The following is a 14,772-nucleotide window of genomic DNA, read 5'->3' on the forward strand; positions in this document are numbered from 1 at the left end:
GAAAATCATAAGACAAGGCAGAGCCTTATATTTGGAGATTGGTTGTTGGCACTTGGGGTCAAACACCCACGTAATTTCGGCGCACGAAGACGATAGCGGCTGTGCGACAAAGAAGGATCGGAGATGAGCGGAACGCTTAATGAGGACGAGGACACCGAGTTTCGGTATTACGAAGAAACAGCGCATGTTCTCGAAGAAACGGCCAGTCAGGTGTCGCTGATGTTGTCAGACCTAGCGCGACGCTCACCAGAGTTCCGAATGAGCGATGGTTATTTGGCGGCACGGATACTGCGACTTGGACTAGGGTTTCAGCCATCGAAGCGCGTGAGCTCAGAGGCGGTAGAGGAATATCGTTCGGTTCTTCGGGTGTATCCGGATCTTCCGCTTTTGCCGCCCATGCTGGCAAGCTGGTACGAGGAGGCACAAGACGGCGAGGACGCCTAACACCGGGCGCGTTAGTGCGCGGGGCGCCGGCTACGGGCGTCGCTTTGCGGTGAAGGTGATCTTGATAATGAGCAGGTTGACTTCGATGCTGAGGTAAATCAGCCGCCCCAGCACCGGGACGGCCGGATATCTGTAAACAGCGCTGCGCAGGGCGTGTGCTTGATGGACCGGCAAGGATTGCCACACGAGTCTGGATGGTTCAGAATCGGCCGGGGCAGACGCCGGTTGTGCTGAAGGACAAGAACCTTGTTCTGAGCATTCAAAGCTGCTTGTAATCCTAGTTCGCCTCTTTGGAGTATGAGATGGTCAAATCGGAACTGATTTCAACGCTAGCAGAGAAGAACCAGCATTTGTCGCAGCGCGAGATCATTGCTGTGGTAGATGCAGTATTCAAAGAGATCGCCGAAGCGCTGAGCCGAGGTGAGCGGGTAGAGCTTCGTGGTTTTGGTGCATTCAGCGCGAAATGGCGCGGTGCGCGGCGGGGTCGCAATCCGCGAACGGGGGAAGCAGTCGATGTGGAAGCGAAGTACGCTGTGGCATTTCGGACATCGAGCGGGCTTCAAAAACGTCTGAACGAACAGCAGGCTTGAACCGCGCAGCGGACCTGCGCGGGCAGCGCCCGTCCTGACCGGGGCAGGGGGCTTGTTCCCTTGGGCCGGTCAGGACATCAACAGCACCTGTCAGCGCGATTGGCAATCAATCAGTTCGCGGCACTCGTCTTGTTTGGCGGCTTCGGGCGGCATCGCTGAAGCTGCGCAAGGCATTCCTGATGAACATCGCGCTGAATGCGCCAAGGCGTCCATTGGGGTCAAAGTGATAGGACGCTTCAAGAATGTCGTGATTGTATTCGTCCAGGATAATCCAGAGCCGCTTGTCAGCATCGAGGCCTGCGCGCCTGCGTTCGATCTGCGGCACTTCAAGTGCCAGACGGTCTTTTCCGGGGGTTTTGCTGGTAATGGGCAGAATGAACAGGTTGGTCGTTCCGTCCTGACTGGCGACAGTTGCAACCAGCGCAGTCGGCCGAGGCTTACGGCCATGCTCCTGACCAGCCTCATGCTCTCGTTGCCAGAGGTAATCATAGGACCACACATCGCCTTGTTGGGGTCTGGTGGTCATTCCAGATCTCCATCTGTTGCACCACGCAATGCCCGTTCGAGCATGGCCAAATGCTCGGTCGGCATGTCCTCAACCGCGATGGCGCTTCGCGGGTCTTTCTGAAACCGCTGTTCGTAATCATCTATGCTCATCAGAACAAAGCGCGGCTTATTGTGCTTTGTGATGGTCACGGGCCCATGACTGGCGGCGTGAAGAACATCGCCCAAAATTTGTTTGAGGTCACTTGAAGGGAAAGAACGCATGCGGGGAACTCCTTTTGTCTAAAATAGACAAAATAGGCCAAGCTTGCAAGATAAAACCGCGACCAGCCGGGGGCAGTTGGTTCCATCGCAAAAAGGAACGGAGCGAAACTCCTACATGCTTTACGATTCCAGACTCTTACTCGGCTGACATTTTGTCAACCTTGGTTACAGGTCAAGCGGGCGGTTCGCGCCGCCCTGCTTGGCCATCAGAAACAGTTGGGGCGCCATGCCTTGATCCGGGCGTCTTGGTCTTCGTTCAACTCGCCTGCGACACGGTAAAGGTGTTTCATGCGTTGTGTGACCTAATAGGACACATGGGGGGCTTCGAAGGGCTGAAGAACCTGCCGCCGATCTACAAGTCGCACCCGCAGACCACCCCGCCCGAGACGGTGGAGAAGATCCGGGCGCTGGCGCTGGAAGGCATCCCCGTGTCGGCAATCACGATCCAGAATATCCTGCACGACAGCGGTTTGGGCACGCGTTACGACCGCTGGCTGGCGCTGGAGGCCAAGCACGCTGAGACGGCCATCGAACTGACCGGCGAGCAGGCGGCGTTCCTGGAGAAGCTGAGCCCCTGCTTTCGGGAAAGGCATGTTGAATCAGGGGCTCCGGGCGAGCTGCTGTCGGCCGACACTTTCTTCGTGGGCACCCTGAAAGGCGTGGGCAAGGTCTACTTGCACGCCGTGGTGGACACCTTCGGCTCGTATGCCTTCGGGTTCCTCCATGTCTCCAAGCAGCCCGAGGCGGCGGTGGCGGTGCTACACAACGACGTGCTGCCCTTCTACCGCAACCTCGACCTGCCGGTGAAGGCCGTGCTCACCGATAATGGCCGGGAGTTCTGCGGGACCGAGAAACACTCCTACGAACTCTATCTCGACCTAAACGGCTTCGTGGAAAGGTTCATCGGCACTGTCCTCGACGAGTTCTTCCGGGTGAAGATGCGCGAGAAGTTCTACGAAAGCGTCGAGGCGCTCCAGGCCGACCTCAACGCGTGGCTCGTGTTCTACAATACCGAGCGACCACACCTCGGCTATCGCAACATGGGCCGAGGACCCATCGAAACCGTCATGTCATTCGTCAGTCAAGAAGGTTAAGTGGACAAATTAAGTTTCCGTTAGAACTTCTTCTTGGGATACTCTTAGGCCGTCCTGGTCGAAACAATGCACCTTCTCAAGCGGGGCCCCTATGGAAATAACATCATCTCTCGCAATCGCATGATCTCCAGGAAGCTTGACGGAGATGGACCTGCCGGTCTCGGTCCTCGCATATGCAAGAGTAACCTCTCCAAGCTGTTCAACTAGAAGCACTTTTCCGGTGATGAGCGGCTCGCTGTCTACAAGCCGGAGATCCTCCGGCCGAATACCTACTGTCTTGGCGCGAGGTCCAAAATTGCCATTGGCTATCTCTTCAGCGGGAAGAACATTCATTGCTGGTGAGCCAATGAACTGCGCAACAAATTCGTTCGCCGGACGATGGTAGAGTTCCATCGGTGTGCCAACTTGCTCGATCCGCCCCGCATTCATGACCACGATGCGATCCGCAAGCGTCATGGCCTCCACCTGGTCATGGGTAACGTAGATCATTGTTGCCGCAGGTAACCGTTCATGAAGGCCGGCAATCTCAATACGGGTTGCAACGCGAAGTGCCGCGTCCAGGTTTGAGAGTGGTTCATCGAACAGAAACACCGCTGGTTCTCGCGTAATGGCGCGACCGATCGCCACCCGCTGGCGTTGCCCGCCAGAGAGCTGTTTCGGCAGGCGCTCCATAAGTGGCTCGAGCTTCAGCATGGTTGCGGCATTCGCGACTCGACGTTCGATCTCAGCCCTCGGCAGACGTGACATCTTCAGCCCGAATGCCATATTTCGGCGCACGGTCATGTGCGGGTAGAGCGCATATGACTGAAATACCATTGCAATGCGGCGCTTTGCAGCCGGCACGTCGTTGACGACCCGTCCTTCGATCTCAAGTGTTCCCTCTGTGATTTCATCGAGCCCGGCTATCAGTCTCAGTAGTGTCGACTTGCCGCAGCCGGAGGGGCCGACAAAAACGATGAGTTCACCGCTTTCGATAGAGAGATCGATCCCCTTCAGCACTTCAAGGCTGCCGAAGGACTTGCGGACGTTGGTCAGGGTCAGTTGTGCCATTGTGGTTCTCCATCGGCAGCGGTTGAGATCGCCGGTTTGGCGTGGCCGAATGCCCCTTGCCAACTGCATGCATTTGCTGCCGAAGCCGCTCCATGGGCCAAGGCTGCCTCCGCTGGCTGACCGGCAATGGCCGACGCCAGATATCCGGCGATGAAGGCATCGCCAGCGCCCATCGTATCCACAACTGTCGCCGGAACGATGCCCTGCTCTATCACCCGGCCACCAGATGACCAGATCGCCCCCTTTTCACCCCGTGTCACGCAAACTGTAGACGTGCCAAGTTGATGCACAGCACCAATCAAAGTGGTTATGCCGGTCTGATCCAGATCGGAGCCAGAAAGGAATGCCGTCGTGACATGCGGGCAAACCCGAGCCAAGTACGCCGGGTCGTGACCCGTTGAGAAATCATAGCTGAGGCTGAGTGCTGCTTCCGCAATCTGCGGCAGTGAATCCTCAATATAGCTAAAACAGGAACTGTGGACGTGACCAAGCGTTCGAACGAGCACGAAGTCCTCGTTGGTCAAGTGCAGAGGCTTGGCCTTGCGAACCCCGCCGCGGTTGGAACCCACGAATATTCGATCGCCAGTGGCATCGAGTGTTACCTCCGCCCTGCCAGTCGCGCCAGGGAGCACGCGCAAGTGCGCATCGTCAAGACCCTCGGCCAATAGGCTTGCTCGGACGTGCTCACCTTCTTCGTCGTCCCCTATGATGCCGACATAGGCCGTGGCAGCGAGGCCGAAGCGGCGGGCGAGCACTGCTACGTTGAGTGCGTTGCCGCCTGGGTAGTAAGCGTCCTGATCGCGGTAGAAATCCACAACGTTGTCGCCGATTCCGACTAGTCCATATCCATTCATTGGAGCCATATCATCCTGTCCTTGCATTTCCGTCAGCCTTTCACGGCGCCAGTGGCAAAACCCGATAGGAAGTAGCGCTGCGCAACGATAAATAACAAGATGATCGGCGCGGCGGCGATAACAAGGCCAGCAACGAGCACGCCCCAATCTGTCATCAATGCGTCACGGAAATTCATGAGCCCCGCCGGGATAGTCTTTAATCGATCACTGTCGATGAAGATGATCGCGAACAGAAACTCATTCCAAGCATAATAGGCCGTCAGCACGGCGCAGGTCAAAAGGATCGACCGGCTCATTGGCAGATATACGTGCCAGAGCACTTGGAAGGAATTGCAGCCGTCGATGTTGGCACAGTCGTCGAGATCACGAGGAACTGCGAGGAACACCGCGCGAACAAGTAGGATTGTGATCGGCAGCCGATAGGCAGTATATGGCAGGATCAGGGCTAGGTGACTATTGTGCAACCCAAGCGTCTGCATCATCTTGTAGAGCGGCACGAGAGCCACCTGCGGCGCGACCAGCATTCCAGCGATACATGCAAGAAAGACCACATTGGCCGCTCGGCCGATGCCGCTTGCCTCAGCCCTGACCATGCCGAATGCAGCAAGTGCCGAAATTGCGAGTGTCAGCGCGATCGTGCTGCCGGTCACGATAACCGAGTTCATGAAATAGCCCGAGATGCCCCGGACCCAGGCTTCGGCATAGTTCTCGAATACCCAGCGAGTGGGTAGGGACCAGCTTGCCGCATAGATTTCCTGCGTGGTCTTGAGCGAGTTTGAGACCATCCAGAACAGAGGATAGGCGACGATCACTGTGTGTAGCGCCAACAGGGTTATCACGGGCAGTCGGCCAGGATGTCGCAGAATTGCAGCGGGTATCATATCATTTCGCCTTTCCGAAGAGCCGCAGCTGCAGCAGCGACACCATCATTGTGGCAACGAAGATCACCGAGGCGATCGCAGCGGCGTATCCCATCTCATCGCGAAAGAAGGCTGAGCGGTACATGTAGGTCGCGAGGACTGTCGATGAGTTGCCGGGACCACCGCCGGTCAGGATATGCGGCTCGCTGAACACTGTGATGGACCCGGTGACGGTGATTACCGTCGCGACGATCAGCATTTCCCGAACCTGCGGAACCGTGATGTAGAAGAACTGTGCCACCGGTCCGGCGCCATCGAGTTCTGCCGCTTCGTACAGATCGCGCGGGATGCCTTGGATTGCGACCACGAATAGCATCATCACATAACCGATGCTCTGCCACTGAGACACTGCGATCACTGCGTAAATGGCGGTTGCGCTTTCACCGAGCCAGGCACGCTGCCATGCTCCTAGACCAACTGCGGCGAGTAGCTCGTTGATTAGTCCCGTCATGGGATCATAAAAAAATGTAAACACGAAAGCGATGACGGTGATCGACATTACCACGGGCAGAAAAAAGAAAGCCTGTAGGAAACGAGCCCAGCGACCGAGGAAAGCCTGTGAAAGGATTGCTGCCAGAACAAGCCCAAACGCAACCTGGCACAAGACCGACAGCGCTGCGTAAAGGCCGACATTAACGAATGCGATACGGATGACCGGGTCATTCATCAGGCGGGCGTAGTTCTCGAGGCCAACCGGTCGCATTGTGGGAGAGAAGGCTGAGAAGGCTTGGAAACTGTAATAGAAATTCGCTATCAGCGGGTAGAATACGAAGACGCCAACAACGAGGAGGAACGGCAGGGAATAGATTGTCAGGTCCAGGGCACGGCGGGACATGCAAGCCTCGTCTTAGTTCGATTTTATGCTCTGGGTGGCGCTGAACGCGCCACCCCGGTCGCCATGGAAGAAAACTGGTCAGAGGCTGCCACGAACGCGATCAGCTGCGGCCTGAACGTCCATCATCACCTCTTCCGGTGTCATCCGCCCATCGAGAAGCAACTGGACACCGCGCATGTACGCATCTGCAACGGCACTATCGAGTGCAGTATCAAGCCAGATATAGGGATCACCCGCATTCATGATCTGCTCGAAGGCAACAAGCTGTTCCGGCGTGGCGGATTCGGCCGTTACCGCGCCCTTAACCGGGCTGATGATACCGGTCTCTGCGGTCAGGCGTGCACCCATCTCCGGCGATATCAGGAACTCCAGGAACTTCGCCGCTTCCTCGGGATGCTTCGTATCGGCCGAAATCATCCAGCCTTGCGGGGCGCCTTGCAGTGTCGTCTGCCGGCCCTTGCCACCCTCGATCTCAGGGAAGATGAAGAAGCCATAGGGAAACTCAGCCGCCGTCAAGAACCCCATCTCGGCATACTGAAGATAGGCCATCGCGCCGCGCTCAGCGATGAAGTTGTTGCGCGTGCTTTCGTGATCGATGCCGTTCGGCGAGCGGTTCATGCATGTCGCGAGTTCGGCGAACTTCTCGAGCGCCTCGACGTAGCCAGGATGGGTGAACTCGCCTGTCGCGCGGTTGTAGTCCGCAGCCAGAACTTCAGGTGCGACGATGCGTTCGTTGAACGTACCAATGTAGTGGCTGATGGCCCACGGCGCACGCGAACCGAAGAGGATGGGCGTATGGCCAGCGTTTTGCAGGGTTCCGCAGACCTGCATCAACTCACCGAAGGTTTGGGGTTCGGTCAGACCGAGTTCTTCGAAGATACGCTTGTTATAGAAGATTGCCTTCCCATCCATCTGCCAGGGCAGGCCATAGACCGTCCCGTCCATTGTGAAGGGCTCGATCTGCTCGGCGACAATGTTCTGCGCCCACTCCGGATTGGCCTCCAGAAGCGGCCCAAGGTCCATCGAGCGGCCTGCACGGGCAATGTTGAACGCCCATTCGCCACTCCAGGCAAAGAACACATCCGGCGTGTTGGCAGAGCCCAGGACCACGCGGATCTTGTCCTTGTAGGCATCGTTGAGCACCTGATCGGTGACGATACGAATGCCCGGGTTGGCTGCCTCGAAGTCGGCGATCACGCTGTCAATGTAGGGCTTGAACGGAGCATTGGGCCAACGGTGAAACATCTGAAGCTCGACGTCAGCATATGCCGGCACGGCCATGACTGCCGCAAGTGCGGCAAATGAGAGCGACTTGATCCTGGTGGTCATTGGTTCCTCCTTAGTTGATTGCCAGAGGAGCGATCGCCCCCCTGGCGGGGTGAGCGTCAGTAGTCCATCTTCCACATATAGCGACGAACGCTAAGCGGATGGCCTTTTGCGTCTGCCAGCTTGTCAGCGTAAGCCCGGAGCAGCGGCGAGAAGACGAGGGGCGCGATATACTCCCCGAGACCTTCCGGCAGTTCCGCAAGGCCAAATTCGGCAGCATCGAGCACCGTCAGGCGCTTGCTGTATTTGCTCGCAAAGGCCAGTGCCCGAGCGTCCATCGCGCGGCTGTTTCCAAGACCCATGAGAAAGACGAACGGCACATCGAAGTCCGTGATCTCAAAGGGTCCGTGGAAGTATTCGCCGGAATGAATGGCGGCGGAGTGGATCCACTGCATCTCCTGGTAGATGCAAATGGCATAGGAATAGGCGACGCCGTAGTTCGCGCCCGAGGCCATCGTGTAGATCACGGGCTCGCGCTTGTGAGCCTCGGCGTAGGCGGCAATCTTGTCTGCATGACTGGCCTGGATACCCTCGACCAGCTTTGGCAGACCTTCTAGGGCAGACTCCAGCGCAGGCGCTTTGCTGCAACCCTCGCGGACATCGAGGATGCCAAACGTCAGACGGTAGAGTGCCGCTGCGGAATGGTCAGCTGACATCGACAACGGCGCGTGAGAGTAGAAGACCGTTTTCTCGGCCGCCTCGTCAAGCGGGCTCCCTGGTACGTTGGTCAGTGCGATTGTCAGCGCACCCTTAGCACGGGCCACGCGCGCTGCTTCCACAGTCTCTGGAGTTGTACCCGAGTGTGAGCAAAGTATGACGATGGAGTTTTCACCGAGGCGCCTAGGCGCACGGGAAGTGAACTCGGCTGCGTTGATCGCGAAGCCGGCGATGCTCTTGGATTCCCGGTCCACCGCGTACTGGTTCGGGAGCATCAACGCAAATGATCCCCCGCAGGCAACAAAGTAGATTTCGCCGACGGTCTTCCGGGACTTCGCAGCTTCAAGGGCTTCTCCGATCTGGGTGGCGCACGGGGTATCGAGCATCAGTCATCTCCTATGATGTCATATAACGTTATATAATCGTTGTCAGGAGAAGACGATTCTGTCAACATGATTTAAATCTTTATTTTCAATAAGGTTGATAAACCGACAGCAATCGGCTACACATCGTGACGTTATATGATGTCATTTCGTGTAGTCAGGAACTTCATGGATCAAGAAGCTACGCATCCCGCAAACGATGGTGCTCTCCTGACCCTGCAGAGGTCTGATGCCGTTCCACTCTACACGCAGCTCAAGCATCGCCTCATTGCGGCAATCAACGAAGGGCAATTCAAAGAAGGCGGTCTCTTGCCAACTGAGGCGCAACTGTGTGAGATGTTCAACGTGAGCCGCATCACAGTCCGACGCGCGGTGAGCGAGCTTCAGGGAGAGGGCATCCTTGAGAAGCGCCACGGTAAAGGCACGTTCGTTACAGTGCAGCGCCTCGAAACAAGTCTGATGACCCTCGACGGCTTCTCTGAAACCTATTCCGCCCAAGGCGTAGAACACCATAGCCATATTCTGGAGATTCGGGAGTGCCCCGCCGACGCGCAAGCGGCCAAGGCGCTGCAACTGGAAATCGGATCGCAACTTCTCCAAGTGCGCCGACTGATAACGACCAGAAAGGGACCACTCACACTGGATGAATCCCAGTTTCCAAGTTCACTCTATCCGGGCCTGGCCACTAGATTGAAGGATGACATCTCGATCTATGGCCTACTGCGTACAGAATATGGAAAACCTCCCGCGCATGTGCGCCGCACCATCAGCGTTCGACTCGCCGGGCAAACTGAGCGGCAGGTACTGGCCTGTAACCCAGGAGAGCCGCTTTTCGATATGGAAAAGGTAATCTCTGATCAGAGCCATGTCCCATTACAGCGATCAAGACTACTAACTCCGTGTAACCGTATCGTGTTAACAATTGATGTTTAGGCGGCGTTGTCGCAGAAAGGCGGCTTGAGGCGTGACTTCCCCTTTCTCCTTTAGCAGGCCACTGTGTCGCGCTTTGTTCATATTGTTCCATCGGCCTTGACTGCAACCGCCCCATTACGGAAGGGGCCTGCTAGGCATATGCCTGAGCACGTGCTTATGTCTGAGATTGAAATAGCGAGAAGGAGGGTAAGCATTCGCCGAGAGCCGTCTGGCGGCTTGTTGTTGTCATCGTCTATCGAGTGTCCTGATGGACGCGCACGAGCACTCCCCCCCGCATTCAAGTTTTGTCGGTTTCTGACACGGGGCGTCGTCGCAGTTGGACGGATGATGAGAAGATCCGGATTGTTGAAGAAAGCCATTGCGACGGCGTGACATTGGCCGAGGTCGCGCGGCGCCATGAGATCTCGCGGTCGATGCTCTACGATTGGCGCTATCGGCACAACTATGGGATACTTGGATGCGCCGCGCAATTCATGCGCCTTGTTCCTCAGGAGGATGGGCCGTCTTCTGAACGCCTGCCCCCCGTGCCACCGTCGCAACCGCCCGTGATAACAATCGATCTTGGCGAGCGATGCCGTGTGATGATCCCTGCGGATTTCGACATGGATGCTGCAGCGTGCTTGCTCAATGGCCTGAGGGTAATGCGATGATTGCGTTTCCGGCGGGCACGACGGCCTGGATCGCAGGCGGGGTGACGGACATGCGGCGCGGTATGAACACCCTAGCGCTTGCAGTGCAGCAGGGTCTTGGCCGCGACCTACATGGTGGCGAAATCTTCTGTTTCCGGGGCCGCTAAGCTGAATTGGTGAAACTTTTGTGGCATGATGGCGTCGGTATGTCGCTGTATGTGAATCGCCTGGAATCGGGCAAGTTGAGAGTGTCCGACCTTCTGTGTATCGGTGATCTGGTCCATGCTTCCTGAGAGGAGCAAGGACGATGACGATATCGAACGAACTGCTGGACGAGTTGCTGAAGGGCTGCAAGCGGCCTGAGGATCTGCTTGGTGACACCGGGTTGACGAAGGAGCTGAAGATCCGGCTGATGGAAGGGATGCTCGGCGCCGAGCTGACAGCGCATCTGGGCTATGAGGCCAGTGCGACAGCGCCGCCAGAACAGGCCAATCGCCGGAACGGCACGGCGACGAAGCGGGTGAAGGGCTCGGACGGCGAAGTGCCGCTTTCGGTGCCACGCGACCGGGATGGCAGCTTCGAGCCCGAGCTGGTGAAGAAGGGCCAGACCCGGATCGACGGCATTGATGACAAGATCATCGGGCTCTATGCCGCCGGGCTGTCGGTGCGCGACATCCAGGCCCATCTCGAAGAACTCTACGACCTACGGGTGTCGCCCGACCTGATCAGCCGGGTCACAGCTGCCGTTCTGGACGAGGTTCGCGATTGGCAGCATCGGGCGCTGGACCGGATGTATCCGATTCTCATTTTCGACGCCCTGCGGGTGAATATCCGCGACGCCGACAGCCGGATGGTCAAAAACAAGGCCGTCTACATCGCCCTTGGTGTCACCCGGGACGGGGATCGGGAGGTTCTGGGCCTCTGGATCGCCGACAACGAGGGTGCCAAGTTCTGGCTGTCGGTGATGAACGAGCTTCGCAACCGGGGCGTCCAGGACATCCTGATCGCCGTCGTGGACGGGCTGAAGGGCTTTTCCGAGGCGATCACCGCGGCCTTCCCCGAGACCACAGTCCAGACCTGCATCGTCCACCTGATCCGGCATTCGATGAATTTCTGCAGCTGGAAGGACCGCAAGGCCGTGGCGGCTGATGTGCGCCCGATCTACGAGGCCCCGACTGCCGAGGAGGCCGCCCGCCAGCTCGACAGCTTCGAGGAGAAATGGGCCGGAAAATACCCCTCGATCGCCCCGGCCTGGCGCCGGGCATGGGCCGAGGTCACGCCGTTCTACGCCTTCAGCGCCGCGATCCGGAAGATCATCTACACCACTAATGCCGGAGAATCGCTGAACCGGGTGTTGCGAAAAACGCTGAAGACTAAGGGCTCGTTTCCGACCGAGGAAGCAGCCACGAAGCTGATCTTTCTGGCCATCCGCAACTTCGAGAAGGGCGGCCGCGCCGTCCGGGAATGGGTTGCCGCCCGCAATCAGCTGGCCATAATGTTCGCCGGGCGCTTCGACGCCTGACAGTATCTGAAAACCGCATGGGCCCGATCAGATACACAGAGTTTCAGACACTCCCGGCAAGTTCATTTGGCCTGTGAGCCAGGACAGGACGACGGTGAGGTTATCAGCCGCACAACTCGGCTATCTTCTGGAAGGCATAGACTGGAGAAATCCGCGCTGGACTCAAAGGCCCAAAACGGCTGGATAATCTGCGGATAAGCGCCGTGACGTCGGCACGAATGCAACCCACAGCCTGGGCAAATGCCGTTGGCTGTCAGACTGCCCGATACAATCCACGCGCCGGAATCACTTCGCTCTACGCTTTGATCCGAAACTTCGCCCCCAGGCGACCAGTGCTTCTTCGAACTCACAACTATCCCTCCTGAATTTTCCAGTTTCAGAATAGTTGCGCCACACAAAGTGAGGCAGAGCCGATTCAAGGGCAATGCGACACGCGCGGGCCGAGCAAATCGATATCTTCAACGCAGGTTACATGACGCAGACCGTAAGCCTACGCCGAGAGCCGTCTTCTTGAGTTGAAGATTTCCGGTTAAGTCCGACGTTATGTCCGACCATAGATACAGACCCTGCAGATTTCAGAAATCAAGGACAGCCGTTTCAGTAATTCCCGGACAGCGGAGCGACTGCTTCGAGAGTTGCATGCCTCGTCTTGAGGATATACTGAACAAGTGAATAACTCTCCAGGTCGGGAAGTATCATGTCCGGAACAGACTTCAGACAAGCTTTTGGGAAGCTTCTGCATGTCGTGAAGGTTATGGCAGGTGCTGTGCTCTTTGGGTTCGTCGCAAAGTGGCTGAATTTTCCGTTACCCTGGATGCTAGGGGCTATGGTCTTTACCGGCACAGTTCGGCTCATGGACTTTTCAGTCCGTGTCCCTGTCCAGACCAGGCAACTTGGTCAGATCCTAATTGCCAGCTCTGTCGGGCTTTCATTCACACCGGACGCCTTGCAAGTGATGGGCGCGCTGGCCGTTCCGATGGCGATGTCTGCCATTCTTACAATCCTTCTGAGTTTTGGTGTTGCGAGTATTCTAAGGAAACTGACTAAAGTGGGCGCGAGTACGGCCATTTTGGCCACGCTGCCCCTTGGTCCTGTGGAAAGTGCTGTACTGGCTCAGAAGTTCGGTGTTGCGTCCGGCCCGATCGTCTTTGCCCAGACTACCCGTATCGTGTTTCTCGTGGTTCTGATCCCTCCGGTGATCGTATTGCTGGATGGCAATGTTAGCGACCCGGTTGCTGTTTTGCGCGGGATGGAATGGTCGGCCATAGGGGCATTGCTTCTGTTCGCATTTGGTCTGACAGGCGCGTTGTTGCTGAAGTGGCTTAATGCGTCGAACCCCTTCTTCCTTGGCGCGCTCGGGGCTGCTGCGATCAGCGCGGTCCTGGGCCTGCCAGTTTCAGCATACCCGTATTTGGTATTGGTCACTGCCCAGATTTTTCTCGGCATCTGGCTAGGCGCGGCAATCGACCGGGATCTGTTCCGCAAAGCTGGCGGCTTTCTGCCAGGCTCGGTGCTGACCTCGTTCATGATGATTTTTTTGTGTGCCCTGATGGGCCTGAGTATTGCCTTCCTCACCGGTCAACCCTGGCAAGTCATGGTTCTTGCCACGGCTCCGGGTAGCGTAACGGAAATGGCGCTGACAGCAAAAATCCTTCAGGATGGGCTCGCGCTTGTCACGGCCTTTCATATCATGCGCATATTCATAATTCTGCCCTTCTCTGGCCTGCTCGTTGAGCAAGCTTTGTACCTGCTGGGGACAGATCGGGAGTAGCAACACTAATTGAAACGAGACTTTGCGATTCTGGTGAACTGACAAGTTTTCCCGTTCCGTGGACAGAATGGGAACTGATTTGGCTATTCAATTCGAGCGGCAAAGGGTAGGCTTCTCAGTGACTGTTCCAAGATTGATAGCATTTCCAACTGCCCGCGCGACTTGGTGCGCCCCATAGGGGAGATCACGCCGATGATGAAGGAAACGTCGGGATAGAAGGGGCGAAAGACGAGTTTACCAGAGCGGAGATAGCTGGCCGTAAAGGGATCCAGCAGCGATACCCCCAAGTTCAGTTCCGCCATCCGGCACGCAACAATAGACAAGGATGTCGTGATGATAGGTGCATTTGACAGTCCCTCGTTTTGCATGATCTTCTCGATGTGATGCGTGATGGTGGAATCCGAAAGGGCAATGAGACGATAATCCCTCAGATCGGACGGTGTGATCACTTTCTTTGCGGTCAAAGGGTGCTGGGCAGACATTGCGCAGACTGCTGAGCACGTGACCACCATTTCGATTTTGACGCCCTTCACATCAAACGGGGGCGCGGAAATCCCTAGCTCGCATTGCTCTGTCATGATCCACTGAACCACTTGCTTGGAACTGCGAGCTTGAATTGTCAGGGCTGCGTCCGGATGATTTTCATGGAACTGCGCCGCAGCAACCGGCAGGATATCGAGACAGAGTGCAGGCATCGCGGCGATCGAGAGTTGTGTTTTCTGGAAGCTTCCCAGATCGCGCGCGAACGCAAAAACGCGCTCCAGACTCTCATATGATCGTTCGGTCTCCTGATGCAGAAGCACAGCTTCAGGCGTTGGACGCACCCGACCATTTTGTCTTTCAAACAATCGAAAGGGCAGGCCAGCCTCGAGGTCACTGATCAACCGGCTGACCGATGGTTGTGAAATATGCATCATCCGTGCGGCTTCGGTGAATGTCCTTGCCGCCATAACCGCACGGAAAGCTTCGATTTGCCGATGTCTCATTCTGTTCTCT

General features: G+C 56.9%; 17 protein-coding genes and 1 pseudogene. 9 read left to right on the forward strand and 9 right to left on the reverse strand.

Translation table 11 applies throughout. The annotated features are described in order from the left end of the window. Window positions 1–123 precede the first annotated feature (123 nt). Both BG457_RS06180 and BG457_RS06185 read left to right on the forward strand, forming a co-directional pair. Window positions 124–444: a hypothetical protein gene (locus BG457_RS06180; protein ID WP_071796168.1), complete on the forward strand. Its 321-nt coding sequence runs from the start codon at window positions 124–126 to the stop codon at window positions 442–444. 302 nt (window positions 445–746) lie between these two features. After that, window positions 747–1,034 carry an HU family DNA-binding protein gene (locus BG457_RS06185; protein WP_071796169.1) on the forward strand — a complete coding sequence of 96 codons (288 nt, stop codon included), beginning with the start codon at window positions 747–749 and terminating at the stop codon, window positions 1,032–1,034. A 106-nt stretch (window positions 1,035–1,140) separates the two neighbouring features. Here BG457_RS06185 and BG457_RS06190 read toward each other — a convergent pair whose 3' ends face one another. Both BG457_RS06190 and BG457_RS06195 read right to left on the reverse strand, forming a co-directional pair. After that, complete coding sequence (locus BG457_RS06190) at window positions 1,141–1,560, reverse strand: hypothetical protein (RefSeq protein ID WP_071796170.1); 420 nt, start codon at window positions 1,558–1,560, stop codon at window positions 1,141–1,143. Further along, complete coding sequence (locus BG457_RS06195; RefSeq protein ID WP_071796171.1) at window positions 1,557–1,802, reverse strand: type II toxin-antitoxin system Phd/YefM family antitoxin; 246 nt, start codon at window positions 1,800–1,802, stop codon at window positions 1,557–1,559. Before BG457_RS06195 ends, BG457_RS06190 begins: the two co-directional genes overlap by 4 nt. Window positions 1,803–2,122: 320 nt before the next feature. Between BG457_RS06195 and BG457_RS06200 the strand changes: the two are divergent. Next, window positions 2,123–2,896 (forward strand): annotated as a pseudogene (locus BG457_RS06200) (integrase core domain-containing protein); the annotation flags it as partial. A 9-nt stretch (window positions 2,897–2,905) separates the two neighbouring features. Here BG457_RS06200 and BG457_RS06205 read toward each other — a convergent pair. The 6 genes from BG457_RS06205 to BG457_RS06230 form a co-directional block, all read right to left on the reverse strand. Continuing rightward, window positions 2,906–3,946 carry an ABC transporter ATP-binding protein gene (locus BG457_RS06205; protein ID WP_071796172.1) on the reverse strand — a complete coding sequence of 347 codons (1,041 nt, stop codon included), beginning with the start codon at window positions 3,944–3,946 and terminating at the stop codon, window positions 2,906–2,908. After that, window positions 3,934–4,809 (reverse strand): PfkB family carbohydrate kinase, encoded by an 876-nt coding sequence (locus BG457_RS06210; protein WP_175546738.1) that lies wholly within the window; start codon window positions 4,807–4,809, stop codon window positions 3,934–3,936. Before BG457_RS06210 ends, BG457_RS06205 begins: the two co-directional genes overlap by 13 nt. A gap of 23 nt (window positions 4,810–4,832) precedes the next feature. After that, window positions 4,833–5,681, reverse strand: coding sequence for a carbohydrate ABC transporter permease (locus tag BG457_RS06215; RefSeq protein ID WP_071796173.1), 849 nt, complete (start codon window positions 5,679–5,681; stop codon window positions 4,833–4,835). Between the two features lies 1 nt (window position 5,682). Beyond that, window positions 5,683–6,555, reverse strand: a complete 873-nt coding sequence (locus tag BG457_RS06220) for a carbohydrate ABC transporter permease (RefSeq protein WP_071796174.1) — start codon at window positions 6,553–6,555, stop codon at window positions 5,683–5,685. Window positions 6,556–6,633: 78 nt separating this feature from the next. Then, on the reverse strand, window positions 6,634–7,884 hold the full coding sequence (locus BG457_RS06225; RefSeq protein ID WP_071796175.1) for an ABC transporter substrate-binding protein: 1,251 nt from the start codon (window positions 7,882–7,884) through the stop codon (window positions 6,634–6,636). Window positions 7,885–7,940: 56 nt separating this feature from the next. Continuing rightward, window positions 7,941–8,924, reverse strand: a complete 984-nt coding sequence (locus BG457_RS06230; protein WP_071796176.1) for an SIS domain-containing protein — start codon at window positions 8,922–8,924, stop codon at window positions 7,941–7,943. Window positions 8,925–9,089: 165 nt separating this feature from the next. On the opposite strand from BG457_RS06230, the gene BG457_RS06235 reads away from it, so the two are divergent. From BG457_RS06235 to BG457_RS06260, 6 genes are all read left to right on the forward strand, one after another. Further along, on the forward strand, window positions 9,090–9,854 hold the full coding sequence (locus BG457_RS06235) for a GntR family transcriptional regulator (RefSeq protein ID WP_071796177.1): 765 nt from the start codon (window positions 9,090–9,092) through the stop codon (window positions 9,852–9,854). 284 nt (window positions 9,855–10,138) lie between these two features. Then, entirely contained in the window at window positions 10,139–10,504 is a 366-nt protein-coding gene (tnpA, locus tag BG457_RS20695; RefSeq protein WP_071796178.1) for an IS66-like element accessory protein TnpA, read from the forward strand. Beyond that, on the forward strand, window positions 10,501–10,650 hold the full coding sequence (tnpB, locus tag BG457_RS20700; protein ID WP_175546739.1) for an IS66 family insertion sequence element accessory protein TnpB: 150 nt from the start codon (window positions 10,501–10,503) through the stop codon (window positions 10,648–10,650). Before tnpA ends, tnpB begins: the two co-directional genes overlap by 4 nt. Before the next feature lie 140 nt (window positions 10,651–10,790). Further along, window positions 10,791–12,005, forward strand: coding sequence for an IS256 family transposase (locus tag BG457_RS06250; protein WP_071796179.1), 1,215 nt, complete (start codon window positions 10,791–10,793; stop codon window positions 12,003–12,005). A 64-nt stretch (window positions 12,006–12,069) separates the two neighbouring features. Continuing rightward, on the forward strand, window positions 12,070–12,192 hold the full coding sequence (locus tag BG457_RS20705; protein WP_425434913.1) for a hypothetical protein: 123 nt from the start codon (window positions 12,070–12,072) through the stop codon (window positions 12,190–12,192). Between the two features lie 510 nt (window positions 12,193–12,702). Further along, on the forward strand, window positions 12,703–13,776 hold the full coding sequence (locus BG457_RS06260; RefSeq protein WP_084657502.1) for an AbrB family transcriptional regulator: 1,074 nt from the start codon (window positions 12,703–12,705) through the stop codon (window positions 13,774–13,776). 83 nt (window positions 13,777–13,859) lie between these two features. Here BG457_RS06260 and BG457_RS06265 read toward each other — a convergent pair whose 3' ends face one another. Continuing rightward, window positions 13,860–14,762: a LysR substrate-binding domain-containing protein gene (locus tag BG457_RS06265; protein ID WP_175546740.1), complete on the reverse strand. Its 903-nt coding sequence runs from the start codon at window positions 14,760–14,762 to the stop codon at window positions 13,860–13,862. Between the last annotated feature and the right edge of the window lie 10 nt (window positions 14,763–14,772).

It is taken from the genome of Natronohydrobacter thiooxidans (genome assembly GCF_001884735.1).
Taxonomy (GTDB): Bacteria; Pseudomonadota; Alphaproteobacteria; order Rhodobacterales; family Rhodobacteraceae; genus Roseinatronobacter; species Roseinatronobacter thiooxidans_A.

Bases quoted from the DNA above. Each gene is read 5' to 3' on its own strand.
- BG457_RS06225 (WP_071796175.1), bottom strand. From the start codon at position 7,884: ATGACCACCAGGATCAAGTCGCTCTCATTTGCCGCACTTGCGGCAGTC.
- BG457_RS06185 (WP_071796169.1), top strand. From the start codon at position 747: ATGGTCAAATCGGAACTGATTTCAACGCTAGCAGAGAAGAACCAGCAT.
- BG457_RS06215 (WP_071796173.1), bottom strand. From the start codon at position 5,681: ATGATACCCGCTGCAATTCTGCGACATCCTGGCCGACTGCCCGTGATA.
- BG457_RS06195 (WP_071796171.1), bottom strand. From the start codon at position 1,802: ATGCGTTCTTTCCCTTCAAGTGACCTCAAACAAATTTTGGGCGATGTT.
- BG457_RS06250 (WP_071796179.1), top strand. From the start codon at position 10,791: ATGACGATATCGAACGAACTGCTGGACGAGTTGCTGAAGGGCTGCAAG.
- BG457_RS06180 (WP_071796168.1), top strand. From the start codon at position 124: ATGAGCGGAACGCTTAATGAGGACGAGGACACCGAGTTTCGGTATTAC.
- BG457_RS06190 (WP_071796170.1), bottom strand. From the start codon at position 1,560: ATGACCACCAGACCCCAACAAGGCGATGTGTGGTCCTATGATTACCTC.
- BG457_RS06235 (WP_071796177.1), top strand. From the start codon at position 9,090: ATGGATCAAGAAGCTACGCATCCCGCAAACGATGGTGCTCTCCTGACC.
- BG457_RS06230 (WP_071796176.1), bottom strand. From the start codon at position 8,924: ATGCTCGATACCCCGTGCGCCACCCAGATCGGAGAAGCCCTTGAAGCT.
- BG457_RS06260 (WP_084657502.1), top strand. From the start codon at position 12,703: ATGTCCGGAACAGACTTCAGACAAGCTTTTGGGAAGCTTCTGCATGTC.
- BG457_RS06205 (WP_071796172.1), bottom strand. From the start codon at position 3,946: ATGGCACAACTGACCCTGACCAACGTCCGCAAGTCCTTCGGCAGCCTT.
- BG457_RS06220 (WP_071796174.1), bottom strand. From the start codon at position 6,555: ATGTCCCGCCGTGCCCTGGACCTGACAATCTATTCCCTGCCGTTCCTC.
- BG457_RS06210 (WP_175546738.1), bottom strand. From the start codon at position 4,809: ATGGCTCCAATGAATGGATATGGACTAGTCGGAATCGGCGACAACGTT.
- tnpB (WP_175546739.1), top strand. From the start codon at position 10,501: ATGATTGCGTTTCCGGCGGGCACGACGGCCTGGATCGCAGGCGGGGTG.
- BG457_RS06265 (WP_175546740.1), bottom strand. From the start codon at position 14,762: ATGAGACATCGGCAAATCGAAGCTTTCCGTGCGGTTATGGCGGCAAGG.